At 67.2% G+C, this 25,633-nt stretch carries 32 protein-coding genes; 5 read left to right on the forward strand and 27 right to left on the reverse strand.

All coding sequences use genetic code 11. The features are described from left to right. Positions 1–120: 120 nt before the first annotated feature. Both AOZ53_RS14710 and AOZ53_RS14715 read right to left on the reverse strand, forming a co-directional pair. On the reverse strand, positions 121–315 hold the full coding sequence (locus tag AOZ53_RS14710) for a hypothetical protein (protein ID WP_054433268.1): 195 nt from the start codon (positions 313–315) through the stop codon (positions 121–123). A gap of 130 nt (positions 316–445) precedes the next feature. Further along, a complete protein-coding gene (locus tag AOZ53_RS14715; protein ID WP_054433267.1) occupies positions 446–700 on the reverse strand; it encodes a hypothetical protein in 255 nt (84 codons plus the stop codon). Positions 701–958: 258 nt separating this feature from the next. On the opposite strand from AOZ53_RS14715, the gene AOZ53_RS14720 reads away from it, so the two are divergent. Further along, positions 959–1,150 (forward strand): hypothetical protein, encoded by a 192-nt coding sequence (locus AOZ53_RS14720; RefSeq protein ID WP_054433266.1) that lies wholly within the window; start codon positions 959–961, stop codon positions 1,148–1,150. 56 nt (positions 1,151–1,206) lie between these two features. Here AOZ53_RS14720 and yddG read toward each other — a convergent pair whose 3' ends face one another. Then, entirely contained in the window at positions 1,207–2,115 is a 909-nt protein-coding gene (gene yddG / locus AOZ53_RS14725) for an aromatic amino acid DMT transporter YddG (RefSeq protein ID WP_054433265.1), read from the reverse strand. A 168-nt stretch (positions 2,116–2,283) separates the two neighbouring features. Between yddG and AOZ53_RS14730 the strand changes: the two genes are divergently transcribed. Next, entirely contained in the window at positions 2,284–2,526 is a 243-nt protein-coding gene (locus tag AOZ53_RS14730; protein WP_054433264.1) for a hypothetical protein, read from the forward strand. A 19-nt stretch (positions 2,527–2,545) separates the two neighbouring features. Here AOZ53_RS14730 and AOZ53_RS14735 read toward each other — a convergent pair whose 3' ends face one another. The 4 genes from AOZ53_RS14735 to AOZ53_RS14750 form a co-directional block, all read right to left on the reverse strand. Continuing rightward, positions 2,546–4,123: a diguanylate cyclase gene (locus AOZ53_RS14735; RefSeq protein ID WP_054433263.1), complete on the reverse strand. Its 1,578-nt coding sequence runs from the start codon at positions 4,121–4,123 to the stop codon at positions 2,546–2,548. A 344-nt stretch (positions 4,124–4,467) separates the two neighbouring features. Beyond that, on the reverse strand, positions 4,468–4,740 hold the full coding sequence (locus AOZ53_RS14740) for a hypothetical protein (protein ID WP_054433262.1): 273 nt from the start codon (positions 4,738–4,740) through the stop codon (positions 4,468–4,470). Continuing rightward, on the reverse strand, positions 4,721–5,251 hold the full coding sequence (locus AOZ53_RS14745; protein WP_054488317.1) for a hypothetical protein: 531 nt from the start codon (positions 5,249–5,251) through the stop codon (positions 4,721–4,723). Before AOZ53_RS14745 ends, AOZ53_RS14740 begins: the two co-directional genes overlap by 20 nt. Then, positions 5,241–5,702 (reverse strand): hypothetical protein, encoded by a 462-nt coding sequence (locus AOZ53_RS14750; RefSeq protein ID WP_054433260.1) that lies wholly within the window; start codon positions 5,700–5,702, stop codon positions 5,241–5,243. The genes AOZ53_RS14745 and AOZ53_RS14750 overlap by 11 nt, the downstream gene beginning before the upstream one ends. A 185-nt stretch (positions 5,703–5,887) precedes the next feature. Here AOZ53_RS14750 and AOZ53_RS14755 point away from each other — a divergent pair, with 185 nt between their 5' ends. After that, a complete protein-coding gene (locus AOZ53_RS14755; RefSeq protein ID WP_054433259.1) occupies positions 5,888–6,910 on the forward strand; it encodes a tyrosine-type recombinase/integrase in 1,023 nt (340 codons plus the stop codon). Between the two features lie 3 nt (positions 6,911–6,913). Here AOZ53_RS14755 and AOZ53_RS14760 read toward each other — a convergent pair whose 3' ends face one another. From AOZ53_RS14760 to AOZ53_RS14835, 16 genes are all read right to left on the reverse strand, one after another. Further along, on the reverse strand, positions 6,914–7,264 hold the full coding sequence (locus AOZ53_RS14760) for a hypothetical protein (protein ID WP_054433258.1): 351 nt from the start codon (positions 7,262–7,264) through the stop codon (positions 6,914–6,916). 511 nt (positions 7,265–7,775) lie between these two features. Further along, positions 7,776–8,759: a hypothetical protein gene (locus tag AOZ53_RS14765; RefSeq protein ID WP_054488319.1), complete on the reverse strand. Its 984-nt coding sequence runs from the start codon at positions 8,757–8,759 to the stop codon at positions 7,776–7,778. Between the two features lie 13 nt (positions 8,760–8,772). Beyond that, positions 8,773–9,438 (reverse strand): DUF2612 domain-containing protein, encoded by a 666-nt coding sequence (locus AOZ53_RS14770; protein ID WP_054488321.1) that lies wholly within the window; start codon positions 9,436–9,438, stop codon positions 8,773–8,775. A gap of 1 nt (position 9,439) precedes the next feature. Beyond that, positions 9,440–10,621 (reverse strand): baseplate J/gp47 family protein, encoded by a 1,182-nt coding sequence (locus AOZ53_RS14775; protein ID WP_054488323.1) that lies wholly within the window; start codon positions 10,619–10,621, stop codon positions 9,440–9,442. Continuing rightward, positions 10,618–10,971, reverse strand: a complete 354-nt coding sequence (locus AOZ53_RS14780; protein WP_054417648.1) for a contractile injection system sheath initiator — start codon at positions 10,969–10,971, stop codon at positions 10,618–10,620. The genes AOZ53_RS14775 and AOZ53_RS14780 overlap by 4 nt, the downstream gene beginning before the upstream one ends. Before the next feature lie 8 nt (positions 10,972–10,979). After that, entirely contained in the window at positions 10,980–11,723 is a 744-nt protein-coding gene (locus AOZ53_RS14785) for a Gp138 family membrane-puncturing spike protein (RefSeq protein ID WP_054433286.1), read from the reverse strand. 32 nt (positions 11,724–11,755) lie between these two features. Continuing rightward, positions 11,756–12,784 carry a phage protein gene (locus AOZ53_RS14790; protein WP_231690617.1) on the reverse strand — a complete coding sequence of 343 codons (1,029 nt, stop codon included), beginning with the start codon at positions 12,782–12,784 and terminating at the stop codon, positions 11,756–11,758. Position 12,785: 1 nt separating this feature from the next. After that, complete coding sequence (locus AOZ53_RS14795; protein ID WP_054433287.1) at positions 12,786–13,085, reverse strand: phage baseplate plug family protein; 300 nt, start codon at positions 13,083–13,085, stop codon at positions 12,786–12,788. A 9-nt stretch (positions 13,086–13,094) separates the two neighbouring features. Further along, entirely contained in the window at positions 13,095–13,694 is a 600-nt protein-coding gene (locus AOZ53_RS14800) for a phage baseplate protein (protein ID WP_054488325.1), read from the reverse strand. Beyond that, positions 13,687–15,363, reverse strand: coding sequence for a hypothetical protein (locus AOZ53_RS14805; RefSeq protein ID WP_054488327.1), 1,677 nt, complete (start codon positions 15,361–15,363; stop codon positions 13,687–13,689). The genes AOZ53_RS14800 and AOZ53_RS14805 overlap by 8 nt, the downstream gene beginning before the upstream one ends. After that, entirely contained in the window at positions 15,356–15,514 is a 159-nt protein-coding gene (locus AOZ53_RS14810; protein ID WP_180180126.1) for a DUF6889 family protein, read from the reverse strand. The genes AOZ53_RS14805 and AOZ53_RS14810 overlap by 8 nt, the downstream gene beginning before the upstream one ends. A 26-nt stretch (positions 15,515–15,540) precedes the next feature. Continuing rightward, a complete protein-coding gene (locus tag AOZ53_RS14815; RefSeq protein WP_054433291.1) occupies positions 15,541–15,990 on the reverse strand; it encodes a phage tail assembly chaperone in 450 nt (149 codons plus the stop codon). Between the two features lie 3 nt (positions 15,991–15,993). Beyond that, positions 15,994–16,434, reverse strand: coding sequence for a tail tube family protein (locus AOZ53_RS14820; RefSeq protein ID WP_054433292.1), 441 nt, complete (start codon positions 16,432–16,434; stop codon positions 15,994–15,996). 13 nt (positions 16,435–16,447) lie between these two features. Next, a complete protein-coding gene (locus tag AOZ53_RS14825) occupies positions 16,448–17,923 on the reverse strand; it encodes a DUF3383 domain-containing protein (RefSeq protein ID WP_054488329.1) in 1,476 nt (491 codons plus the stop codon). Positions 17,924–17,933: 10 nt separating this feature from the next. Then, a complete protein-coding gene (locus AOZ53_RS14830) occupies positions 17,934–18,617 on the reverse strand; it encodes a phage neck terminator protein (RefSeq protein WP_338128563.1) in 684 nt (227 codons plus the stop codon). Between the two features lie 809 nt (positions 18,618–19,426). After that, the gene (locus tag AOZ53_RS14835; protein ID WP_006393809.1) at positions 19,427–19,684 is read right to left on the reverse strand and encodes a hypothetical protein; all 258 of its coding nucleotides are present in this window, start codon (positions 19,682–19,684) and stop codon (positions 19,427–19,429) included. A 326-nt stretch (positions 19,685–20,010) separates the two neighbouring features. On the opposite strand from AOZ53_RS14835, the gene AOZ53_RS14840 reads away from it, so the two are divergent. Together AOZ53_RS14840 and AOZ53_RS14845 are read left to right on the forward strand one after the other, a co-directional pair. Then, entirely contained in the window at positions 20,011–20,772 is a 762-nt protein-coding gene (locus AOZ53_RS14840; protein WP_054488331.1) for a S24 family peptidase, read from the forward strand. Positions 20,773–20,777: 5 nt separating this feature from the next. After that, positions 20,778–22,586 carry a DUF4153 domain-containing protein gene (locus AOZ53_RS14845; protein ID WP_054488333.1) on the forward strand — a complete coding sequence of 603 codons (1,809 nt, stop codon included), beginning with the start codon at positions 20,778–20,780 and terminating at the stop codon, positions 22,584–22,586. Positions 22,587–22,651: 65 nt separating this feature from the next. On the opposite strand, the gene AOZ53_RS14850 is transcribed toward AOZ53_RS14845, so the two are convergent. From AOZ53_RS14850 to AOZ53_RS14865, 4 genes are all read right to left on the reverse strand, one after another. Next, entirely contained in the window at positions 22,652–22,876 is a 225-nt protein-coding gene (locus AOZ53_RS14850) for a hypothetical protein (protein WP_054488335.1), read from the reverse strand. A 150-nt stretch (positions 22,877–23,026) separates the two neighbouring features. Beyond that, complete coding sequence (locus AOZ53_RS14855) at positions 23,027–24,130, reverse strand: AI-2E family transporter (protein WP_054433298.1); 1,104 nt, start codon at positions 24,128–24,130, stop codon at positions 23,027–23,029. A gap of 68 nt (positions 24,131–24,198) precedes the next feature. After that, a complete protein-coding gene (locus AOZ53_RS14860; protein ID WP_231690201.1) occupies positions 24,199–25,032 on the reverse strand; it encodes a DUF3053 family protein in 834 nt (277 codons plus the stop codon). Between the two features lie 16 nt (positions 25,033–25,048). Beyond that, positions 25,049–25,561: a GNAT family N-acetyltransferase gene (locus AOZ53_RS14865; protein WP_054488336.1), complete on the reverse strand. Its 513-nt coding sequence runs from the start codon at positions 25,559–25,561 to the stop codon at positions 25,049–25,051. Positions 25,562–25,633 lie beyond the last annotated feature (72 nt).

Consider the following 25,633-nt stretch of genomic DNA (forward strand, 5'->3'; position numbering starts at 1 on the left):
GACTGGCTCAATGCCAGAACAGCGCCAGCAGGATGATGATGGGAATGGGTACCCCCAGCAGCCATAACAGGATCGAACGCATGCAAGCCTCCTTGGGTGTGGGATGGGATTCGGTGGCGCTCAGGCCAGGTCGATCGTGCCCGGCGCGCGCGGATCGGGCGGCGGCGGGACGACGTCGGGCTCGCCCGGATCATCGGGCGCATGGTTGGGATTGGGTCGCGGGTCGTCGGGCCGGGCCGGATGGCCGGGCAGCGGCGGATCATCGGGCGGCACGTCGTCGGGCGCGCCCGGCGGGCGGTGGTCGGATGGGAACATGGCGGATCTCCTCGGCGCGTCTATCGCGCTGGTCCGCTGCCCAGCAACTGCCGTGCCCGGCATGCCGACCGCCATCGGCCCGACGCAAAAAAGCCCTCGGACGAGGGCTTGCGGGCATGGCCGGCGCGGGTCAGGACTTGGACGGCTTGCCGTCCCTGGCGGGTTCCACCCCGTTCGGATCGCTGTTGCCCAGGAATTCCACCACGGCGGCCTTGCCGGCGGCGGAGGCCTCGTCCTGGCTGGCATAGCGCCGTTCGGAATAATTGGTGCTGCGCACATTGCCGGTGTCGGGGTCCAGCAAGGTGATGATCCAGGCGAATTCGCCCGGCAGCAGCTGCCTGACCTGCAGTGTGGCGCGCGTGCCCGGGCGGAGTCGTTGCGGCATTTCGCGATCTGGAGAGTGGGTGGACGCCGCCATCGTAGCGCAAAGCGCGGGCGCGGCGGGCCTCGAAAAATGCTGCGCCGCACACCGATTTCATGCTGCAAGGTGCGCGGCGAAAACGCCACAGCGCCCGCCAGAGCCAGGAAAACCCTAGCGCCACACCCTGCCATACAGGCGCACAATCAGACTAAACGTAGCGACGAAGTGACAGACCGCAGTAGCGGCGCCGCATCCCTTTAATCAGGCGAGGACGGAGACATCATGACTTACGTAGCAGTGGTAATCAGCTGTTTGATGGTTGTGGGTATCGTCGCGTTGGTGGTTCAAACGATACAAAGCGCGGGGCCCGAGCCCTGGCTGAAGATATCGGCGGCCATCGTCAGTTCCCTGTTCGCATCCCTGTTGCTCATTCCGCTCGGCTACGCCGTGGCGCAGACCATCGCCCTGGATTGAGCTGACGGGTCCTCCCGGATCCCCGTCATCCGATGCGCCTGAAGGCCACCCAGGGGCTACCCGCCCCGGGCCGGCCTGCCGCGCGTCGCCGCCCAGCAGATCAGCGAACCGGCGGTGACCATCGCCACGCCTTGCCAGAATGTCATGGTCAAGCGCGTGGACAGCCATACGGCCGCAAAAAAAGTCGACAACACTGGCGTGAAGTAGGACGCCGTGGCCAGCAAGGTCAGATTGCCGTTGAGAATGCCCACGTTCCAGAGCGCGTAGCCCGCGGCCATGGCGCCGCCCGTCACGCACAGTTCGAGCACGGCGGGCCAGGCGAACGGCAGCGCCGGCTCGGCGCTGAACCCGTATTTGATCCAGAGCACGGCCGCGGTCAGCATGAAGAACAGGGCCACGCCGTTCTTGCCATCGGCATAGCGTTTCGTGACGTTGCAATAGACGGCCCAGATGACGGCGCCGCTGAACGCCAGGCCGTAACTGAGGGGATTGCTGGAGACATTGGCCGCCACGCGCGCCCAGGAAACGCCGCCGTCGCCGCCGACCACCCAGACGATGCCGCACAGCGACAGCGCGATGCCGGGCACGACCCAGGCGCTGGCGCGCTGGCCGTTGATCAGGATCGCCAGGATGACGGTGAAGCACGGCCACAGGTAGTTGACGATGCCCAGCTCGATCGCCTGGCCGCGATTGGCGGCGAATCCCAGCGACAGCGACAGGCAGATTTCATAGGCCACGAACAGCAGGCTGCCGGAAACCAGGTAGGCGCGCGGGAATGAACGCACGCGGGGCCATCCGAGCAACAGGACGAGGAAACCCGAACCGACCGTATAGATCAGGGCCGCGCCGCCGATCGGCCCGAAGCTCTCGCTGACGCTGCGAATCAGGCCGACGACGGTGCCCCACAGCACCACGGCCATCAATCCCATGAAAGTCGCCGTGTTCCGGCTGGGAGCAGATTGCATTACTTTTTTCCGATTTCCCGATGTCCATCCAGGGCGCCGCGCCGGGGCGCGCGCCAGAACGACGCAGTGTAGCGAAAACAGGGAAACCGCCGCGGCAGGGCCGGCACGGGAATTGCAGGCCGGCGCGGCGCGACCGACCGAAGATCAACAAGAAGGAGATCTCGCCGCATGACCATCTCTGTACGCAGGCTGAGCGACGTGCTCGCCACCACGGCATCCGGCCGGCTCTACCGGATCGAAGTGTTCTCGCACGCCGACCGGCGCGCGGGGACGCCCATCACGACCGGCTACATTCTCAGGACCACGGAAGGGGAGCGCGTGATCGCGCTGGGCGAACGGCGCTACCGCCTGAAATCGGGCGAGGTGCTGACCGCCCTGCCGCCCGCCGCCGCGCCCCGCCACGACGCCTGATGCGCCCGTCGCGGCCGCCTCAACGCTCGTCGGACGCCACCCGCCGCTTGCCCAGGCCCTTGGCCCGGTACAGGGCGACGTCGGCACGCTCCAGCAACTGCAGCATGGTGACGCCCGACTGCGGATAGACGGCAATGCCGACGCTGGCCGAGACCGCGACGCGGATCTTGGGGTACGGCAACGAGAGGCTCTCGACCAGGGACTCGGCCACCGCCTGCGCGTTTTCCTGGTTGGCGCCAAGCAGCAGCACGGCGAACTCGTCGCCCCCCAGCCGCGCCGCCACGTCCGAGACACGGATGGCGTGGGCCATGCGATCGGCGGCTTCCTTCAGAACGGTATCGCCGGCGGCATGCCCATGCAGGTCGTTGACCGCCTTGAAACCGTCCAGGTCGATCGCCAGGATGGCGAAGGTCTCGCCGCTGCGCTGCGCCACCGCCAGCTCGCGCAACACCAGCTCGCCGAACAGCACCCGGTTGCACAACCCGGTCAGGGGATCGTAATGCGCCAGATGCTGCGCGTGCGCCAGCATGCGTGAAGCCTGCAGCAGCGCCGTGCCGACCTCCTCGGCCTCCTTGACGCGCGTGCCGGGCAGTTCGACGGTGCGGCCTTCGCCCAGCGCCAGCGCCGGGCCGACCAGCCCCTGCACCGCCGACGTCAGGCGGTTGGCCAGCCGCAAGGCCAGCCACAGCCCCAGCCCGAACGCCGCCAGCGTGCCCAGCGCCAGCCAGGCGATGGAGCGGTACAGGTCGGTCGTCACCAGCGTCATCGGCGCGCCCGCCGCCACCGTCCAGCCGGTCAGGCCGGAACGGCTGAACGCGGTGTAGACCGGCGTGCCTTCCTTGGTGGTCGATTCCAGCGAGCCCTCGTTCTCCAGCTGCACCGCCCGCGCCAGCGTCGGCACGGCCTTCTGGCCAACGAATTTCTCGGTGTCGCGCGTACGGGCGATGATGGTGCCGTTCTTGTCCAGCACCGCCGCCACCCAGCCGTCCGGCAGCCCGCGCCGTCCCAGCACGTTGCCGATGCGGTCGGGCGACAGGCCGACGTTGAGGCTGTAGATGACTTCGTCGCCGCGCACCACCGGCACTCCCAGCGCGATGGTCGGCACGCCGCTGAGCGCACCGGTGAACAGGCTGCTCAGGACCGGCTCGCGCGCGCGGAACACCCGGGCCAGCTCCTGCGACACCCCGGAAGGCGGCAGGGGCGTGCCGTAGGGCACCATGGTATTGACCACCTGGTGGCCTTCCTTGTCGGTCAGCACATAGCTGTCGACGATCTGGAATTTGATGGCTTCGCGGGCGCGCTGGTGGAACCCCGCCAGGTCGCCGCCCACCAGGTCCGGGGACGACGCCAGCATCTGCAAACCGGCTTCGACGCCGGTCATTTCCCGGTCGAGAATGGCGGTCAGATTGCGGGCCAGGAAAATCGTATCGCGGAATATCCGCTCTTTCTGGATCAGGTAGCTTTCGTAAACGGCGATCGAAGACACCACCAGCGCCGGTGTAATACAGGCGAACACCAGCACCAGCAATCCGGTTCGCATCGAATACCGGAGCTTCGGGCGGACCCGCGCGGCGACCAGGCTTTCGCCGTCTGCCATATTATTTTTCCCTGCCGCGCATTTGCACGGGGCAAAACGCTTGCCGACACTGCACCCTCTGACCCATCGCGCCTCTCCTGGAACAGTCATCCGGGCCGGCGGCCCGAAGGGACGGAAAACCAGAAATTATTGCAGAACCAGACCGCAGCAAACCATCCATCGACCCGACGGCGCCGGCAAATAGGCGCGCCGACGGTGGAAAAAATCGCGTCCCCAATTTACCTCAAAAACAAAGCCGGGAAATCATTTCATTATGCTCGAGCACCTGCCGGCGTATTGCCGCCGGCGTCGCGTCGACCTCGGCGGCGGAATTGAAATATACCGGCCGGGCATGGTCACAATATTCAATCCCGGTCCGCGGGGGGAGCGATCCGCACCCAGTCAGACTTGAGCCGATCAGCCACGGCATCGTCATCGCTGCGAGCCACTTTTTCCTGCACATCCCTGGCCTCCTTGCGGGCCTGTCCCGCCCGCGCCTGGAGGCGGGCCTCACTGTCCGAGCGTTCCTGCGCCCGGCCCATGGCCCGCCCCCGCCAATACACCCCGGCGACGGCGGCCAGGGCCGCCAGCACTGCCGCCATCAAGCCGAGGCCCCGCTTAATCCACTGTTGCAACATGCGCCATGCTCCTGTCGGTCCGCGTCCGGATGGCCGTCACGGCCTGCTGGTAAAGGCCGCCCCAGCTGTCCGGCTTGGGCTTGCCCGGCCGCCAGGTGCGCAGATACAGCGCCCAGGCCGCCTGCGTGTCGCCGACCGGCGGCAGCGCCTTCGGATCGGTCCAGAGCAGCAGCCGCGCGACGCCGGCGGCCAGCACGTCGTCGTACTCCAGCGCCGCATAGATCGCATCCGGATCGCCCGCCACGCTGCGCGCCTTGCACAGCGTGGCCAGGTGATCCCTGCTGGCCGCGTGCAGGAACACGCCCCACACGCCGCCGCGGCTGGCGCGGGTGCCCTTCTCGAATTGCCAGAAACCGCGGGCGGGCCCGCCGATCTGGCGCCGGTGCACGAAGCGGCTTTCCTGCAGGCCAATGGCCAGCAGCATGCAATCCGCCGCGGGCGTGTTCATGCGAGCGGGCAACAGCGCCATCGCCGGCCGCAGCGCGTCGTCCATGATCTGGTCAAGCGTCATGCCTGCCCTCCTTGTCTGTCTGGGTTTCCATGCCCAGCGTCTTGCGGCGGATCTCGACCGCCCAATCCACCAGGTCCTGGTTCTGCAGCTTGGCGGTCAGGCGCAGATAGGCGCCCAGCACCCACCAGGCCGGCAGCCCCGCCAGCAACATGCACGGGCCGAGCACATAGAACATGGCCAGCAGCCCGTCCTCGCCCAGGCCGGTGCGTTGCGCCATCCAGTAGGCCGAGGACATCAGGTCGGGCATCCAGGCGATCATGCCGATCGCCAGCAAAGGCCCGAACAGAAATGAGCTGACCACCGTGCAGGCGGTGCGCGCGACGAATTCGCGCGGCGTGCGCGGCGGCATCAGCAACATGCCGATCAACGCCGCCATCGCGGCCGGCATGCCGAAAGCCAGCGCAATTTTCAGGGCGGCCCAACCGCCCAATCCCGTAGATGCCGGTTCCATGGTTACACCGCTCCTGTCGACGGTGCGCATTGCTGCCTCCCGTGAGCATCACGGGCGCCGCAGGGGCGCGCCGGATGAGAAAAATGAAATCCGGGCGACACTGTCGTCCGTTGGTTCCAGGCGCCGCCTGTATCCATCGTTACTATTGCGTTGTCTATTGGTCTTATCTCCCAGTCTGAATCGCCATGAAACCCTGGACCCGCCGCCAGCCCCGCCGCAAAGCCGCCCCGACCCTCGCCGAAGCGCTCTCCCGCTACCTGGTCGAGGTTTCCGCCACCAAGAAGGGCCATGCCTCGGAACAGTCGATTGCCCGCATCTGGCGCGCCACGCGCCTGGCCATCCGCCCGGTCGATCGCATCCGCAGTTCCGACCTGACGGAATTGCGCGACGAATGGCTCAAGGACCGGGCGCCGGCCACCGTGGTGCGACGCATGGCATTCCTGTCGCACGTCTACACGGTGATTCGCAAGGATTGGGGCTTCGACCAATTGGCCAATCCCGTCCAGCTGGTGCGGCGGCCGGCGGTCGACGACGCGCGCGACCGCCGGCTGTTTGACCGCATCACCTTGCGCGGCGTGTCGGATGACGACTGTCCAAGCAAGGAGCTTGAATGGATCATCCGCGCCACCCGCTCGACGGAATTGCCGACCATCCTGACGGTGGCGAAGGAAACCGGCATGCGCCGGTCTGAAGTGGTTGGCATCCAGCGCGAACACCTGGATCTCATGCATGGCGTGGTGCATTTGCCCCACACCAAGAACGGCCGCGCCCGCGACGTGCCGCTGACGCCTCGCGCCCGCGAGGCGCTGCGTCGCTGGGTCACCGGCAAACCAATGCGAGGCCGCATCTTCACCATGCAGCCCGGCTCGGTCACCCGCGCCTTCATCCGCGCGCGTCGCCGCGCGAGACTGGGGTACGAGCAGATGTGCCGGCGCTACGGCCGGCGGCCCAACGCGGCCTATTTCCGCGACTTGCGATTCCATGACCTGCGCCACGAAGGCACCTCGCAGCTCGCCACCGTGTTCCAGATCCACGAATTGGCCAAGGTCAACGGCAACGTCGACACGCGCATGCTGCTGCGCTACTACCACCCGCATGGACGCGAATTGGCCCAGAAGCTGGCGCGCAGCCCGCTGGGCCGCCGCCAGCTTGAGGAAATGCGGCGCGAGCGCGAGGCCGGCCTGGAGGCGCTGCCCCTGGCCGCCTGACGCCTACGTCGTCGCGGTCTGCTCGACCGGCGGCGGCTCCACCAACGTCAACCAGGCCGGCAACGTGCCCCAGCCCGGATAGCTGACCTTGCCGTCGGCGCCGTCATGCTCGGCGCCGATCGAATACGGCAGTCCCGTGGCCACCACCCAGAGCGGCGTGGTGCGATGGTCGTCGACCATGGTCCAGATTTCTCCCTGACGCAGGGCCCATTTACCGACGGACGGCGCGGGCGGCGCATCTTCGTACGCGCCGTAAGGGATATTGAACGTGCCGGGCGTGAGCGCCAACTCGTTGGCGACAGATTGATAGAGATACAGACCGTCGTTGTCGGTCTGGAATACGTCTTTTTGCATATTGCTTGTCCTTTTGAATGAAATTTGCACTGCAAATGCGCGGGTGATGGGTAGCCGGCAGGGGGCGGCGTATCAGCAACACAGTCATGGCATCTCCAATCGCATCAGCCCGAACCGTGTTGAGGCGGTCACAGGCACACAAGCCTGGGCCTTGCTCGACGGCTCTGGGATGACGACCGATGGCGCCGGTGGTGCGGAGACTCGCCCTGTCAACACCGCTTACCACCCGCGCGTCCATACCTGATGCCCTTTTCACTGTTAATGCGCGGGCGCATGCCTCTCGCCAGGCAGACGCCTTGCAAGGGCATGGTCATGAGCTTTGGGATCCCTTCACCGGCACAACCTCCGGCAGTGGCTCTTTGTCCGTATCCCTATCCACCAACCCCGCATCCGGGATATCGATCAACTATGCCTCGGGCAGTCTTCGAGAAGCGGGGCAAGGAGCACCCCGTATCGCCAAGGAAACACGCCCATCGAACGTCGCTTTTCTGCCCCAGATTCATGCCTGATTTCAAGCATGAATCCGCGGGTAATAGGCCGTGTTCATCGGCCGAACCCGGGCCACGTTACCGGAGGTGGGAACACCAGCGGTGCCCGGTGCGCTGCTGATCTTCATGCCGGACACCACCGTCGTGGGTTCAAGCCCCCAGAAGGCGGCACCGGTGGTCGAGTAGTCAGCAATCGACGACAGTCCGGTTGGACCGCCGTTCACTGCGATGGCGCTACCTGATTGTCGCGTACCAATAACTCTCGCATTTGCAGTGTCAGCGTCAGTTCCCGTAAAACGCCGGAACATATCGCGCAGATCGGGCACCCGGAATTGCGTCGCCGAATAGTCCGAAAACCAATGACTGCCGCGATTCGCCGACCACACGGCCTCGTTTTTCACCAGCCCCTGCTCCTGCGCATACCCCCACAGGGCGGCGTAGTCGGTCTTCGACAGCAGGCCGCCGATGGCATCGACTTCGCTGGCCAGCGGCAGCGAGGTATGGCCGTCCAGGGGACGGCCGCACAACGGCGAGCGGTAGCCGGTGAAATACTGCCCCGACACCCAGGTCCACACTTCCGCGCATTCCGAGACGATGATCGGCCCGACATCCTGCGTCGGCAACGCGGTAATCGAGTAGATCCTGGGGAAGTTGCCCGCGACGAACGCGGTGGTGGCCAGCCGGGTACTTTTGTCGCCCGCCGCCGGCGTGGGCGCGGTCGGCGTCCCGGTCAGCGCCGGCGACGCCGCCAGCGCGGCCACGAACTTGGCCTGCAGCGCCGCCAGGTCGCCGTTGTCCAGCACGTCCTGGCCGGCCTTGTCGGCGATGTACTGGCCGATCATGGCGGCCACGAACGAGGCCTGGCGCCAGACGGTGTTGAGTTCCTTCGATTTGGCCGTGCCGGCCGAGAAGCCGCCCAGCCTGGCGGCCAGCGCCTGGTAGTCGGCGGGAGCGAGCACGTTGGCGCCGGAAACGGTGCCGAAGGGAAGAATTTGATTGATAGCCACGAAATGTCCTTATTCAACCGGCAAAAAGCGAGCCCCAGAGTCCGCCGTCGAACCCGGAGATGTATTGGTTTTGAACGTCAAAACCGAACAAAGGCCCCTCAGCCGAGGGGATGACGTAGTAACTGACGCGCACGCCTTCCGGCTTGAGCGGGATGTACCCGCCGGTAAGTAGCGCCAGGAACAGCGCGGACGGCGGCGTACCGGCGACGCCGATATCCACCGACATGTCGCCGTTGTCCTGGATGAACACATGCGTGCCGCCACCGAAAATGCGGTCCAGGATCGCCGCCGATGCCTCCAGCGTGCCGTCCCAGTGGTTGGCCCCGATCTTGGCGCGCAACAACAGCCGATAGGTCTCGTCGTCCAGCTCGGTCAGGCCGCTGTCCGGATCGAATGGCCCCTGCCACACGCCCTGGTCGAAACCCAGGCCGTCGACGTCGTGCGAGAAGTAGATATTCGAAATGGGCGTCCGGACCTTCCGGTCCAGCCCTACCCAGCGCCCCACGGCGTCCAGCTGGACGCCGACGGCCAGATCCAGATCGAAGGCCGCCGGCATGGCGCCGTACAGCTCTCGCAGTCCGGCCGCCGCCCCGCACAGCGCGGTGACGGTGGCATTGAACTTGGGCTTGGAGCGGTAATAGGCCGACAGCCGCCCGAGATAATCGTCGGTATTGGCCATATCAGGTCACCGTGAGTTTGATGTCGTCCGGCGTCGCGGCGGCGGCCTCGTTGAAGGCCAGCGACACGTCAGGCGCGCCGTTGCCGGCGGGACCGCGCAGCGTCAGCCCGGAAATCTTGAACGTGCCATTGCCGGCCACGCCATTGGCCGCCGAAATGGCGTCGGCCCACTCCACCGACGCGCTGGCGCCGCCGCCGATCGCGACACCATTGATGTAGTCCGCGACCGCCCGCTGCACCGCCACGCCGATGGCCGTGGTGTAGCCCGGCAAGGCCCGCAGCTGCACGTCGACCGCCACCGGCACGATCGTGGGCCGGAAGAACCGGATGCGATGCGCGATGCCGTAGATGTCCGTCACGACCACCGTGGTGGTCCCGTGCGTGCCGGTCCCCGGCGTCTTCTTGGCGGCAATGGCCTGCGCGATCAGCGCCGCGTCGCCGCCATCGACCACCAGCGCGATGCTGTGCGGCGGCAGGCCGTGGGCGTCCGCCACCGCGCCGTCGTTCTCGAAGGCGGCGTGGCGCAACACGCCAGGCACCGACGCGACGGCCCCAATGGTGCCCTCCAGCACGCTGCGCGACGGCAGGGCCACCGAGACGGCCTGGCGCACCCGCAACGCGGCATCGCTCTCGACCGGCGCGCCTGGCGTTGCCGCCGCCGGGTTGACCACGGACTGCCAGCCCAGCGTCGGCGTGCCGATCTGGTTGATGCTGCCGGCCGCCGCGGTCACGGCGCCCAGCGCCTGGCTCTGGGCGGTGACGGTGATCTCGCCGCCAGGCGGAATCGTCACGCTGGCCGGCAGTTGCCAGCGGCCGCGGTTGGCATCCATCGCCACGCCATCGACGATGGTGACGCCGCCCTGCCCCACGATGCGCAGGTCCACCGACGAACGCGTCGCGGCGCCGCGCGCCAGGCCGTTGATCTTGACGTTGCTCGACAGCGCCGCGTTGGCGGCGGTGGCCGGCGAGAACGCGTTGTAGACGCTGATCGCCGCCGAGTTGGCTTCATGGATGGCCAGGGCAAAAACGGCCAGCAACTGACCGTCCTGGCTGTCCGCCTCCAGGTAGGTATCGGCGCCGTAGATGCCGCGGTACTGCTCCTTGAAATACTGCAGCACCTCGCCATAGCTCGGCGCACGGATGCCCGCGGCGTCGATGACCGGGGCTGTGGAAAGAATCGTCATAATGCCGCCTGCACAGTGGCCGTGCCATAAAGGGTTGAAATGGATGCCGTCACGCTCAAGCCGCGGGTTTGCGGGTCGAGCCGGCTCGAATACTCGGCCAGGTCGGTTACGCCTGCCGTGCCCAGGATGCGCTGGCGGATGGCCCAGTCGTAGCTGGCGCGGGGCTGCTTGCCCAGCACTTCGCCGTTCCAGGGCGTGCCTTCGGTCACGTCCAGGAACCACTCTCCGCGCGCCAGCATCAGCCGGGTCTTGACGGCCTGGGCCACGGCCTGCGCCGTATCGCGGTGGAAATCGGCCCGCGCCGAGCCGAACGAATAGTCGCCATCGGCGTCCAGTTTTCGGTAACGCATAGGAATCCTCAGTTGGGTGGCGTGGTCACCGCATTGGCGCCCTGCGCGGTATGGGTATGGGTATCGTCGACCCGCTTGCCGTTGGCCAGGATCTGGCCGATCACATTCAGCACGCCGGTGATCTGGGCGGTATTGCCCTGGCCGCCGCTGCCCACCAGCCCCGCCAGATAGCTGAGCAGGCCGTTCACCAGCACCTGTCCGGAAAACTCGGACACCGGCGCAACCACGTCGAAGCCGCCCGGCGCCACGATCTTCACCTTGCCGGCTGCCGGATCCAGTTCCAGGAAAGTCGAGCCATCGTCGCTGCGCAGCTGGGTCGCGCTGGTGCTGACCGCGGGCAGCACGCGAGGCTGCGAGCGCACGCCCACGTAGACGAAGCCGTCGGACAGGTCATGCATGCGCATCTCGGTCTGGTCCTGCACCTTGCCCGATTGCCACCAGGCGTCGATGCAGCGCGAGGCAAACACCACCAGGCACTCATCGCCCGCCTTGACCGGAAAGGTCAACGTGCAGTTGCCGCCCGAGGGGAAATACACCGGGCAATCCACCAGCAAGGGCAATTCCAGGCTGTGCTGCCGGCCCTCGGGCGTCTTGACCCGCGCCCGGATGGCGGGCTGCGCCGTGCACGTCATCGCCACCGGATCGAAGGCGCCGATGATCGCCGGCATGGCGGTCCAGGTCTGCGCCAGCGCGCCATGCAGCGCCGCGCCGATCGCGGCTTGCGGATCGTTCAAAGTCTCAAGTCGGTTCATGAATCTTCCTGCAGAGATAGGGCCGGACCGCGCTACTTGACGACGGCGGCAGGCTTGGCCGCGTCGCCCTCGGCGCCGGCCCGGCCCAGGTCGCCGGGAAACAGGGTGGCGTCGGTGGCCAGGCAAAGGACCTCCGTGTACCACTCGTCGTCGCGTGTGTTGCCTCGGTGCTCGACTTCCATCACGTAGTAGTAGCCATCGCCGCTGATGCGGCGCTGCTCGGTGCGATCGATCTCGTTCGCGTCCTTGCCCTCGGAACGGGCCTGGAAGCCATACTCGGCGATCCGGCTGTTGTCCAGGTTGACCAGCCCTCCCACGCGGATGCTGGGATTGAGCAGCATCCGCAGCTTGATGCCCTTCTCGGTCTGCTCCGGCATGCCCACCAGGCCGCTGTCGTGCGACAGCACGGGCACCGAGCCCGGCACATAGGCGGTTTCTGGGACCACCACCACCTTGCCGTCCTGGATGCTCCACAGCGTGTTCGCGCTGCCGCAGACATCCTGCAGATAGTCGCGCACCATGCCGGACATGACCGCCCCGCGGATCGACTTCTTGCCGCCCAGGTCGGGCACGTAACCCTGGCGTACGCCGTAGGGATTCATGGCCGAGCACAGCAGTTTCACCTTGTCGGCGCGGGAGCTGCCCTTGGGCACGGTGGCATTGACCACCGCGAAGTTGTAGGCCTTGTCGCCGTCGGCCGCGGTGATTTCCAGCACGGTCTCGGTGTCACCCGAACCGCCCCATTTGGCGCGCACCACGTTGCCATGGAAGATCACGCCATAGTTGCCTTCATAGCCTGCCTGCAGCACCACGCGGGTGAATTCGCGCTGCACCAGGCTGGCCGTTTCGCGGCTGGCGTTCATCACCTTGATGGTGGCGGTGTTGGGCGACTTGGCGTCGTTGCGCTTGATGCCGAAGCTGAAGCTCAGCGCCGACAGATCCAGCGCTTCCTCGTCGCCGACGATCAGCGAGACCTTCCGGCCCCACTGGCGCACGCCCTCATCGTCATCGACCGGATCGCCGTATACGGCGATCGGCTCCATTGTGGTCGTCTCAGCCATGTCAGTCCGCCACCCAATAGAGCTTGGCGCCACGGCCCAGGTCGGTGGCCGTCGGCGCGTCGTCGGGCGACTCCGCCCCCGTCACGCGCAGGCCGCCGGCGAAGCCCAGGTGCCGGTACTGTCCCAGCAGGTTCAGGCCCGTCACCAGCGGAATGCCGGACACCAGCGGCTGGCCGAGGTCATCGGCCACGTCCAGTATCCAGCCGTCGCGATACTGCAACGTCAGCCGGTAATCGTCACCGCCCAGCGAGATGGCGAACACCTGCGGGATCGGCGACAGAGGTATCTCGAAGTAGTTCATGCGGATCTCCTAGTTCCAATGCAGCGAGCCGCCGTTGGGCGCGGCCGCGGGCCGGGACGCTTTCACGCCCAGGTTCTGCTTGTCCGCGGTCTTTTCCTTCTCTTTCTGGTGCGCGTAGGGCGGCAGCGACGTGCTGCGGGTCTGCGCCACGATCACTTCGCGCAGCGTCACGGTCGCGAACACGGCGCCGGAGGTCTCCCGGCTGTTCTCGACCGCGATCTTCTCGATCAGCATGCTGCTGTAGCGGCGCCGGCTGGTGATCACATCCACCGGCTCGCGCGACTCCTGCAGACTGAGCAGCTGCGAATAGATCGCGGTGGCGTAATCGTCGGCGGCCGCCTTGCCATTGGCCACGTCCCTGGCCCGGGCGCCGCGCAACGCCTCGTACGAGGCGTTGCTCCAGGCGCACTTCATGGTCAGCGACAGCGGCAGCTTGAAGGCATGGTCGCTGATCGCCGAGCGGCCATAGGGGCCCGACTCCACCGGATGGCTGGTGATCTTCAGCGTATCGTCGTGCGACTCGGTGATGGTCGCCTGCACCACGATGTCGCCGATCTTCTTCGACAGCAGGCCCACCATGTCGGTGCCCGTGAAATTCGTGTCAGTCATAGGACCCCTGCAGGTTGCGCGTCAGGTCGGCGTTGACCCGGCTCTGTTGATTGGCCACGGCCGCTCCGGTCGCGCCGGGATCGGCCGACCCGTTGACGTAGATGGTGGTGGTGGCATTGACCGACACCGGCGCGGCGGCGGCCGGCGGCGCCAGCGCGGCGCCCCCCGCTTCGCCAAGCGCGAAGCCGGAGTGGTAGTCCCGCCACGGCTCGATCCGGGCGCCGTCCATGGGAGGCGGTTGCCAACTGCCGCCGGCCCCGTTGAAGCCCGGCTCCGCTTGCCCGAGGCCGAAACGCCCGTCGCCTTGCAGCGACTTCAGCGTGCCGTCCCCAAGCGTGCTGGGATACAGGCCCAGTCCCACCCCCACCGCCACCGGCGATATCGCCACGCCGCGGGCCAGGTTCTTGGCGCCGTCGACGATGCGGCCGATCCACGAGCTGGCGGAGGCCCACAGGGACTGCCCCCATTGCAACGCGGTGGCGCCGGCCGCCTTGACGCTGTCGACCACCAGCGCACCACCGCGCGCGGCCATATTGCCCATCCAGGACCAGACCGCGCCGGCCATGTTGCTCATCTGGGTGACGGCCGTCCGCCCCATCGAGGTCATTCTGCCGAACACGCCGCCCACGAAATTGCTGGTCGCGGTCCAGGCCCGGCTCACGAAACCGCTGATTTGGCCAGGCAGCGCGGCCAGCCGAGTACCCAGTCCGCTGATGATCGAGCGCATGCCGCCCAGTCGCGAGACCAGGCCCATCAAGGCCCCCACCACGCCGCCGCCGCCCAGCATCAGGAAGCCGCCGACCAGCACCAGGAGCTGCGAACTCAAGCCCCCGGTCAGCCCGTCGAGCCAGGTGATCATGCTGATCACCGGTCCCAGCAACGACATGATCGACAACACGAAATTGCCGACCTCGCCCAGCCGCTTGCCGGCCGTCTGGCCGTTCTCCTTGAACCAGGCCGAAATGCCGTCGAGCGTCTCCTGCAGTTTCGGGCCCATCGTCAGGAGCGCCTGCGCGAACATCGCGTTGACGGAGCCGCTCAATTCACGGATGGTGCCCATCAGCTGGTGCGCGCGTTCACCGGCCGCCTCGACGGTGCTGTTTTCCTGGGTATCGCGCTGCGCCGACAGGCGCTGCCCGAACTCGGGATCGCGCAGGGCCTCCATGACGCCCGGGTCCAGCCCCAGGCTCTCGCCCGTCGCCCGGGCCTGCGCCGGATCCATGCGCTTGAGCGCGTCGCTCAGCTCCAGCATCAGGTCGGCGCTGTTGCGCTGGGCGCCCGCGCCATCACTCGACGAGATGTGCAGCTGTTCCAGCAGCGCGGCGATCTTGGGATCGTCGCGCACGTTGCGGTGCAGCGCCTGGGTACTGCTGCGCATCGCTTCGACGGAAACGCCGAAGCCCTGCGCGACTGTCTCCAACGCCCGCATGTCCCGGCCCGAGGTGCCGCCCAGCTTGGCGGCGAAATAGCCTTGCTCGAACTGGGCGATCTTGTTCTCGGCGAAGTCGACGACGCTCTTCGCGCGGCCCGCGAACACCGCCAGCGCGTCGGCCAGGCTCTGCTTGCGCGAGTCGCCGATCGCCTGCTTGAGGTCCTTCAGGTCGTCCTTGTCGAGTTTGAATGGGCCCATCAACCCCGACAGGCTGATGGGCACGGTTGTATTAGCCATTTTTTTCTGCCATGTGGCGGCGGTACGCTTCCGCCTTGTTGTCTGCCCGGACCGACAGCGCGTCGTTCAGGAGCGCGATGTCGGCCAGGTCCAGGGTGCCGTCCTTGAGGGACTCGTATTGGCAGAGCCCCTCGAGGACCGGCGCCAGCAACCAGTCCTCGCCACCGGGCAGGCTCTTCAGCCAGCCTGTGTCGCCTCGGGGCTGCCGGTCTGGCTGGTAAGCAGCCCTTGAATAAAAGGCCCGAGGCTTGCCACGATGACGCGCACCGCCAGCGGCAGCATCACCGACAGGTCGATGTCCTGGAACATCGGCACGCGCTGGCTGGCCGACCAGATGGCGGTCCAGCCATGTTCCTGCTTGCGTTGGACCGCCTGCATGCAGGTGTCCAGCACATAGTCGGCGTCCTCGTCCTTCATCGCCGCCAGGCCGTCGGCCAGCGGTTGCAGGACATCGGCCATGCCGCCCGGATCCTCGGTGATCCCGCGCCCGCCCGCCGCGAGGCGGACGAACACGGGGATCAGCGTAGGAACGATCGGAGCGATGCGGCGCGACACGTGGAACTGTTGCTTGGCGCTCAGTTTCCCGATGGAGTACCGGTGGCCGTTCAGATCAAGTTCCTGTGACATGGCTTAGTAGATTCCCAGGATCGTGTCGATCTTCGCGGCGTCGAACGTCCACTTCACCACGTCGCCGTCCTTCTTGTAGGTCAGATCGGGCTTCTTGCTGAAGGCGCAGGAACGGCACGCCGTCACGTCGCCCGTGGCCGGGTTGGTGATGGTGATCAGGTTCTTGCCCCACAGGCGGCTGTCCAGCGACTGGGCGTCGTACAGGGCCTGCAGCTGCGCGTTGACCGGCGAGGTCTTCAGGTAGCTCAGCGTGACGGTGCCGCTCTTGTCGGCGCGCAGCGTGTGCATGACTTCGCCGTCGGCGCCCACCGTCATGGCGCTTTTCTCGGCCTTGGCGGCGATGGCGATGCCTTCATCGGCCACGCCCGAGCCGGAACCCAGCGAAATCACCCCGCCCGGGCCCACGAGACTGGCGCTGATATCAGCGAACGAATAGGTAGACATCTGCTACTCCTGTTTAGCGGTTGACCGTGACCAGAACGTCGACGGTGTGGATGGCGCCGGCTTCCTTGGCGGCGACCTGGAACGGGACGGCCTTGCGCGCTTCGCGGTCGGCCTGCGACTGGGTGGCGATCGCCGGCGCGTAGACGTAGTAGCCCTTGGCCAGCGTGTCGCCCTGCTTGAGAGCGCCGAAGCCGGCCGAGTTCCACACGCCCGGGGCCAGGTAGCCGTTGTTGACGGCGGCCTCGCACGCAGCCTCGATCACCGAGGCGATCAGCTGGTTGCCGGCGTCGGTCTGCGGCACCTTGGTCGGGCTGGTGTACAGCAGGTTGTAGACGTCGGTCTGGACGCGGTTGCGGAACCAGATTGCGTTGTAGACCGAGTCGATGAAGATGCCGCTGGGCGTCACGCCGTACTGGATGATGGCCGTGTCGTTGTCGTAATTGACGAACACGTTGCAGTTCTTGGCCGCCAGCGTGTCGGCCTGGCTGCTGCTCAGGGTCTCGGCGACGATGCCGGGCTCCTGCTTGTACATCAGCGTGATGGTGGTGTTGTTGGCGTTGAAGTTCACCGTCAGCATGCGGCCCAGCAGCGAGGCCACCGCGTACGGATTGGCGCTGGAGAACTGCACGATCGAGTACTTGTACTTCAGCGCCTTCAACTGGCTGGCGATGTCGTCGTGGTTGGTCGGGTCCAGCACCTGCGGCGCCTGGGTCGACACGCCATACAGGTGGCGCTGGTCGGCCTCGATCAGGGCGGCCACGGCCAGGTGCTGCGCGCTGGTGATGTCGGCGTCGGCGAAGGCCAGGCCCAGGAACTTGTTGGCGAAGCGGTCCAGGAACAGCGACACGGCGTCCACCGGGGACTCGGCGACGACGCCGGCCACGGGCGCCGAGGCCTTGGCCGCGGTCAGGCCCAGCATCGACGAGATGTCGGTGCCGGCGCCGGCGGCCGAGGCGTAGCCCAGCGTCGACGTGGCGCCCGAGGTGTTCGAGGTCACGACGAACTGCGAGCCGTTCCACAGCACCGATGCCGAGGCCAGGGCCGTCGAGATGATCGTGGCGACGCCGTTCAGGTTGGTGGCGCCGGAGAAGTCCAGGCCATTGACCGTCTTGGCGGTGCCGTCGACGGTCAGCGTGAAGGCGCCCGCGGTCACCGCGGTCCAGGCCGACATCTGCTTCTCGGCGGCCGACAGCACGGCGCCGCGCAGCGTGGCCGAGGTCGCGCCCTTGGCCCAGCGGCCGATGTACAGCTGCGAGGGCTGGGGCGTCTGCTGGAAGTACAGCAGGGCCGCGCGGTACTCGGGCGCGCTGGTGCCGAAGTCGGCGGCGACGGCGTCGATGCCGCCATAGGAGCGCATGCGCTCGCCGGTGTCGATGACCGCGGACGAGCCCAGCAGCAGCGCGGTGTTCAGGCTCGCGCCTTGCGCCGCGAGCGGCGACATGTTGATCGTGACGTTGATCAGGCGTGATACCGGCAATCCATTAGCCATGGTAAATCCCTTAATCTTCAAGGTGGTTGATGTTGTCCGTCGGGGACAGCGACGCGGCATGCGTCGTGACTTGCGCCGACAGGAGATTCAGGACCGGATAGCTGCGCGTGACCCGCCGCGTGAAGTGCAGGGTCATGTCGAACTGCCGTATCCACTGCTGATTCACCAGTTCATGCCTGGCCAGGATCGGCCCCGCGCCGCCGACCGCCATGCCTTGCGTCAGCAAGGGCTCGCGGTTCTGCGGCACGGCGGCGCCATCGCGCAGCAACGCCGCATGGCGCAGCGCGCGCGGTCCGTACATCGAGCAAAGCACCTCGATGTCTTCGTGCCGAACGTATGAATCAGATCCTTCCCCGGTCGGGTCGTGGGCAACGACCGGACCGGCGTCCGCGGTTTGCGACCGGATGTCCATCAGGCACCAGGTATCGGTTTGCGCGGGCGGTTCCACGCCGGCCGCGGGCCAGTGTGTGCGAACCATGTCTGCGGGCAGGCCGGACACGCCGGCAATGAACCCATGCAACAGCGCCTCGAGCTCGGCATCCTCCAGGGGCGGAGAAATGGCGATCGGCGCCAGGTAGCCGCCGGTGGCCGAACTATTCGCCATGCGTCGCTCCTTTGTCGTGTTGAGATGCCCGAGGGCGGGTTTGGGGGAATCCAGAGGCCTGGAGGCGGAACGCCGACTTTGCTGCGCCATCGGCGCGGTGCCGCGTTGCGTAATGCGTGCGGCCGGGTTGCGGCGGATTCCGGCTGTCGCCCACCGGGCTGCCGCCTCAAGCCATTCCAGGTCACCGCGGGCGGGAGAAAGGCCCGGTCATGGAAGGAACGGCGAGGCGGCAGGCCGCTGGGCCCCGCCTTGCGGGCGGCGCCAAGCAAAACGCCCCGCGCTCTCGAAGAGAACGCGGGGCGCGCAAATGAAAAAGGCCCGCCTGTGGCGAGCCTGTCTCGGGGAACTGCAAAGAACGCGAGGGACGCGTATCCGGCGATTCATCCGCCTTCCGGCGGTGGCCGGGCACACGTACCCTCTCATAAATAAGGCCCGCTGTCGGCGGGCCTGGTTTGCTTGCTGCTTGTTTGTTGCTTATTGCTGCTTGCTTGTTTGTTTGTCGCTTGATTGTTTGTTGCTTGTTGCGGGCTTGCTGCGGCCCGGAAAGTCCGTCGGCGTGAACCGCGACGCCATGAACGAATTGTGGCGCAACACCTGCCGCCCAAGCAATCCCGGCATGTCGCACCGCGTTGCACCGTTATCCGGCGGGTGTTTCGCGTGAGCCTGGCTTGTGCCAGATGTGCCTGGCGTCTGCCAGATGTCTGCCTGGTATGTGCCTGGTGTCTGCCTGGCTCGGCCCCGCGTCACGCTGCGTCATGAATGGCGCCTTCGCACGAACGTACCCTCTCATAAAAAAGGCCCGCGGTGGGCGGGCCTTTTTCTTCAGCGTTCCAGCGCATCGGCGCCTGGACGGATCGTCGGCGGGTGGCGCGACGACATGGATGCATTCTGCCGCCCCATCAGGCGTGCAGGCAATCCCCCTCGCGTCGCACTTCGCCCCAGACGTAGGTCAGCGAGTTGCGCGCATGCTCGATGCGGGCCACCTGGCCGCCCTCGTGCAGGGTTTCGAGCACGCGCAGGATCGCCTGTCGCATTGCGTTGCGTTCGCGCCGCGTCAGTTCGCGGGCGCCGGACGCGCCGCGCACCAGTTCCGCCATGCGCCACGGACGCCCCGGCGCCGCCGCCATGAGGTCCAGCACTTCGGTTGCATATTTCATCGGGATGCCTCCCCGCCAAGACGCTTGTTCATGCTTTTTTTTCCTTGATGCAAGCTTGCCGTTCGTCGTATTCCCGGGAACGTCGGCGGCGCAGGAATCGCTACCAGGGCAGCGATTGGCGGGTCACATTTGCCGGTCACCCCCAAATCGCCACGGCCGCGGCGGCGAGCCCCGCCGGATCCGTACAAGCCGCAAGCCGCCTGGACAGGGGCTTGCGGTCGGCCCGACTATCTCCGGGATGAAAGTCATGGTAGCGAGTCGCTACCAAAAAATCAACAGCGAATCGCTACTGTACTTTGCGGTAGCGGGTTGCTACTATCGCTACCATGGACATCCGCTCGATACGACTGAACAACCTCAAGTACGCCGTGCACGAAGCGGGGGGCGTCGACCGCCTGGCCGAACGCGCCGGCGTCAGTCGCAAATACCTCGACCAGATCCTTCAAGGGTTCCAGGGCAGGCGCGACAAGAACCCACGCCGGGTCGGCGACGCGCTGGCCGCCAGGCTGGCCGCCGGCCTGGGCCAGCCCGCCCACTGGATGGACCTGCCCCACCCCGACCTGTGGCGCGAACTCTCGCCCGACGTCATGGCCGACGAACCCGCGGGCCGGCTCGTCTCCTTCCACCCCGCGCGGCTGGGCAGGCCGGATCACGGCAACGTCCTCATCGCCCAGTTCGACACCGGCGGCGCAATGGGCAATGGCCTGGAACTGCGCGACCAGCCCGGCGTCATCCAGAGCTGGAACGTCAGCCCTGAATGGCTGCAGAAGAACGTGCGGGGTTTCTCCGCCTCGAAGAACCTGTGCATCGTCACGGGGTTCGGCGATTCCATGCGCCCCATGTTCAACCCCGGCGATCCCCTGATCGTCGACCGCGGCGTGCAGGCCGTCGAATACGACGCCATCTACTTCTTCCGCGTCGGCAGCGAAGGCTTCATCAAGCGCCTGCAACGCATTCCCACCGCCACTGGCCTGGTGGTCAGGGCCAAATCCGAGAACACCAAGTACGACGCCTGGGACATCACCGAAGGCATGGATTTCGAGGTCTTCGGCCGTGTGCTGAAGGTCTGGCGCAGCGAGGACTTCTAACCCCCATGGCAACCCCTTCCCGCCTGTCGGCTCCCGAAAAGACCATCCTGGTCTATGGCACGCTCGGCGCGCTGCTGGCCTTGGCGCTGCATGCCGCGCTGCTGAACCGCGTCTGGCCATGGCACAACCTGTTCGCCACCCTGTTCGCGATCCAATGGATCTGGCTGGTGCCGCTGGCCGGCGCCATGCTGGCCGGCATGCGCGCGGGCAGGCGCTGGCTGCTGGCGTTGGCGGCCTACGGCCTGGTGCTGCCCGCGCTGCACGCGTACGGGCTGGTCGCGCTGCTGGGCTCGCAGCCCCTGCCCTATACCGACAGCGGCTCCCGGTCCCTGGCGACGCTGATCACCGCCGCCAGCGGCTTCATGCTGCTGCCGCTGATCCAGGCGCTCGACCCGTCCCGGCCCGGCTGGGACTATCCCGCCGTGTTCCGCGCCGCCTGGCGCAACACCGTCAAGCTGGCGCTGGCCGGCGGCCTCGCCCTGGCGGTCTGGCTGCTGTTCTGGGCCGCCAGCGCCATGTTCGGCATGATCGGCATCACCGCGGTCGGCCGGGTCGTCAAATCCACCCGTTTCGTGCTCGGCGTCATGCCGCTGGTGCTGGCGGTCTGCCTGGTGGGCGTGCATCGCCGCCCGCAGCTGGCGGACACGCTGCAACGCTCGTGGCTCACACTCACCGCGTGGCTGCTGCCGCTAGTCGCGCTGGTCGGCATCGCTTTCGTACTGGCGCTGGCGGCCCGGTTGACGCTGGACCTGCAGGCGGGTGCCCTGTCGGCCGGCGCGCTGATCGCCTTCAGCGCGCTATGGATCAAGCTCATCAACTCCGCCTGGCAGGACAGCCCGCAGGCCCCGCCCTTCGGCCCGCGCCTGCGCGCGGTGCTGCGCGTGGCGGCGATCGGCCTGCTGCCGCTGGCGCTGGTGGCGTTGTACGGGCTGGTGGTGCGCATCGAGCAGTACGGCTGGACCGTTCCGCGCATCTGGGGCCTGTACGCCGCGATCCTGCTGACGCTCTACGCGCTGGGCTATGCCTGGGCGGCGTTGGCGGCGTGGCGCTTTCACACGATCCTGGGCGGCACCAACATCCTCGCGGCGTTCTGCGCGCTCATCATGCTGGCGCTGGTGAGCACGCCGCTGCTGAGCCCCGACCGCATCGAGGTCAACAGCCAGGTGCAGCGCCTGATAGACGGGCGCATTCCGCCGGAAGAATTCAGCTATCTCTCGGCCGCGCGCGACCGCGGCGAATACGGCCGGCAAGCCATGCGCAAACTGGCTGATGGCGCCGCCCAGGCGCAGTCCCCCAAGATCGCGACGGCGGCCGCCGACGCCCTGAAGGGTCAATATCATGACTGGGGTCCGCGGGGCACGCCCCAGGAACGTTCCACGGCCAAGCCGGCCAACCTGCAGGCATATCCGCCGGGCAGTCCGGTGCCGGATGCCTGGTGGCGCTACGCCGCGGCGGAAAATCCCTATGAGGCAGACAGATGCGTGCGCGCGGAACAGGCCGCGGCCGACAATCCGGCCTTGAGCGGCGCGCGCTGCTGGCTGATCCACGCGGACATCACCGGCCTCGGCAATGACGACCTGGTCCTGTACGTACCGCCGCGAGCGGACGCCAGCGCGGGAGGCTACGAAGCGTTCCTGAGCTATCAAAAGCTGGGCGACGACACCTGGCGCCTGGTGTCCTCCAAGAGCAACCGCAAGTCCGAACACGGTCCGGATGTGGACATCGGCAGCGCGCTGGCGCAAGGCCAGGTGCATACCGAACCGCGCCAGGACCGCGACCTGATCGTGGGCGGGCGGCGCCTGCCGCTGCGCTGAACGGCGCGGCGCGGGCGCTCCTGAGGCAGCCCGTGCGCGTCGCGCCGGCTGCCCCGGGCGGCCGGTTACGGCTTTTCTTCCAGGTCCGGCGTGCCGGCAAACTGGCTCTGGAGCAGGGTCAGCGCGCCCTTTTCCGCCAGCGCCTCGTTCGGGAACACGTGCTTGGTGTCTTCGAGCACGGGAAAGCCGAAGACGCGGACTCGGGCGTGGTAGCCCTCGGGGGTTTCGGCCAGCTCGATGTCGAAGTTGCGTTCCTCGATCCAGCCCGACTTGTGCAGTTTCCAGTCCATATCCGACGTGCTCCTGGTGAGAGAGGGAAAGGCGCGCTGCCGGCGTGCGGCCGGCAGCGCCATTGACGCGTGGCGCCGGTCCGCGAAGACCGACGCCATCACCACCTTACACCGGCCGCGCTGACGACGGCTTGACCGGATGCAACGCCTTCAATCCGCCTTCTCGGGCGAGGACGGAGGCGGCGGCTCGGCCGGCTCGGCGGCGGCCTCGGCGGGGGGCGAGAACAGGTCCCAGCAGGCCATGAACAGCGCGGCGATCAGCGGCCCGATGACGAAGCCGTTCAGGCCGAACAGCGCCATGCCGCCCAGCGTCGAGATCAGCACCACGTAGTCGGGCATCTTGGTGTCCTTGCCCACCAGGATCGGCCGCAGCACGTTGTCGACCATGCCGATCACCAGCACGCCGAAGGCGATCAGCACCGCGCCCTTGATGGTCGCGCCCGTCAACAGGAAATAGATCGCCACCGGCGCCCAGATCAGCCCTGCCCCCACCGCCGGCAACAGCGACAGGAAGCCCATGATGACGCCCCACAGCAGCGCGCCCTGGATGCCCAGGATGGAGAAGATGATGCCCCCCAGCGCGCCCTGCGACGCCGCCACCGCGATATTGCCCTTGACCGTGGCGCGCACCACCGTCGTGAACTTGCGGAACAGGTGATGCTTGTGCGTGTCGCTGAGCGGCATGGCGCGCTTGATGCGCAGGCCCAATTGCGGGCCGTCGCGCAGCAGGAAGAACAGCAGGTACAGCATGATGCCGAAGCTGATCACGAACTGGAACGTGTCCTGCCCGATGCTGAGCGCCTGGGTCGCCAGGAACTGGCTTACCTGCATCGCGCCCGCGCTGAGCTTTTCCTGCAGGCTGGGAATGTCGGCCAGGTCGAACCGCGCCAGCAGGTCGTGCACCGAAGGCGGCAGCGCCTCCATGGCCTGCTGGAAGTAGGCGCCGAAGTTGATCTGCCCGGACTTGATGCTCTGGTAGAGGTTCGCGCCCTCGCTCACCAACGACCCGCTGATGACCACCAGCGGCAGGATCACCAGCAGCAGCACCAGCGCCAGCGTGATCAGGGCCGCCAGATTGCGCCGTCCGCCGATGCGCGGCACCAGGCGCCGCTGCAGCGGCGCGAACAGGATGGCCAGGATGGCGCCCCAGAACACCGCGCCGTAGAACGGCCACAGCAACCAGCCGAACGCGATGGAGACCACCACCAGGAGGAGCAGGAAAGTCCGGTAATGCAAGCTTGAGGATTGGCTCATGTTCCGTCCAAGGCGCGGCATGCGCCGCGAGACCCGCATTGTACTAAGGGCTTGTCGATGGGCCTGTGCTACGGAGCTTGTCGCGCCACCACGGCGCGGGCCTGCTCCAGCGCTCCGGCCTGCGCATTCAGCGCCTCCAATCGCTGGTTCAGTTGCTGCTGCAGCGACGGCGTGGCGACCTTGGCCTGACCGTCCTCCAAAGCGATATCGCCGGCATGGGCAGCCACGAAGTCGGCCACGCCCAGGGCGTCGCGCGCCACCGTGTCCATCTTGCCCGCGGCATCCATCAACTCGGCCGCCGGCGCCGTGACGGCCTCGTCGTACACGCCGTCATAGACCGGCGCGAGATCCGGCGCCAGTTCCATCGCACCGCGCGCCTTGTCGGCGCGGGCCTGCGCGGACTGCAACCGGCGGGCGCTCTCAGCCAACGTCGCGCGTGCGTCGACCAGGGCCTGGCGTCGCCGCACGATGTCATCAACAGACTGGATGCGCTCGGCCGCCAGCACCGGACGCAGCGGCGCCGCGGCCTTGGCCAGGGCGTCCTGGAAATCCGTGATGACCGCATAGGCGTCGCGATAACGGCCGATGGCGTCCGACTCGGCCTCGCTCAGCGCGCCGATCGGCGCCAGCGCGCCCGCCGCGATACGTTGCTGCAGCAGGCCGATGAAGGCCGCCCGCTCCTGCGGCTCGCGATTGCCGCACGCCGCCAGCGCCAGCACCGTGGCCGCCGCCAGGGTGGCCAGGCAGATCCGCAGCATTGCCATGCCCTTCCTCCTTGCGTAGTCCGTTGCGGCGCGGCAACCGGCCCGCCATGCAGCCGGCGCCCCCGGCCAGATTATCCCGAAGCGTCCGCCGCGTGCCGCCGGCGGGCGGATTTTGTTGCCATCGAAGCGATATGACACAGGCCGGTCGTCGCGCTCAGACCGACCACGCGAGACGCATCGCGCAGCGGCGGGCGGGATCGAATCCCGCGGCCGCCTCCTCCCGCAGCCGCGCGCGCAATGCCGGCGTCAATTGCCCCGCTGGCACTTCGACAAAGCCGTGCCGCTGGTAGAACGGGCCATTCCAGGGCAGCTCCCGGTCGGTCGTCAGGACGACCGCGTCGTAGACCACCGCCTCCCGCGCCTGCGCGACCAGCGCGCGCAGCAGGCCGCCGCCCAGGCCGCGGCCCTGCCACGGGCTGGCGACCGACATCTCCGCCAGAAAGAGGTCGCCCTCCATCGGCTGCGCCAACGCGAACCCGACGGGCCGGTCGCCGTCGTCCACCGCGACCCACAGCAGTCCGGCCTGCGCCGCATGTGCCAGCGCCGCTGGCGGCAGGGTCTCGCCGGTGGCGGCCCAGGCCATGGGCGTGCCAAGAAAGCGCTGGGCGGCGGAGCGCTCGATATCGGGCAGGAAGGCCAGGTCGGCGGATTGGGCGTGTCGAATCATGGGGCGCCAAGTATGCACCAGCCGGACGGCATCCCCCGCCGTTACCCCCTAGAATGTCGGTTTACCGGCCCG

Origin of the sequence: Achromobacter sp. 2789STDY5608621 (genome assembly GCF_001299375.1) — a bacterium.
GTDB lineage: Bacteria > Pseudomonadota > Gammaproteobacteria > Burkholderiales > Burkholderiaceae_B > Achromobacter > Achromobacter insuavis.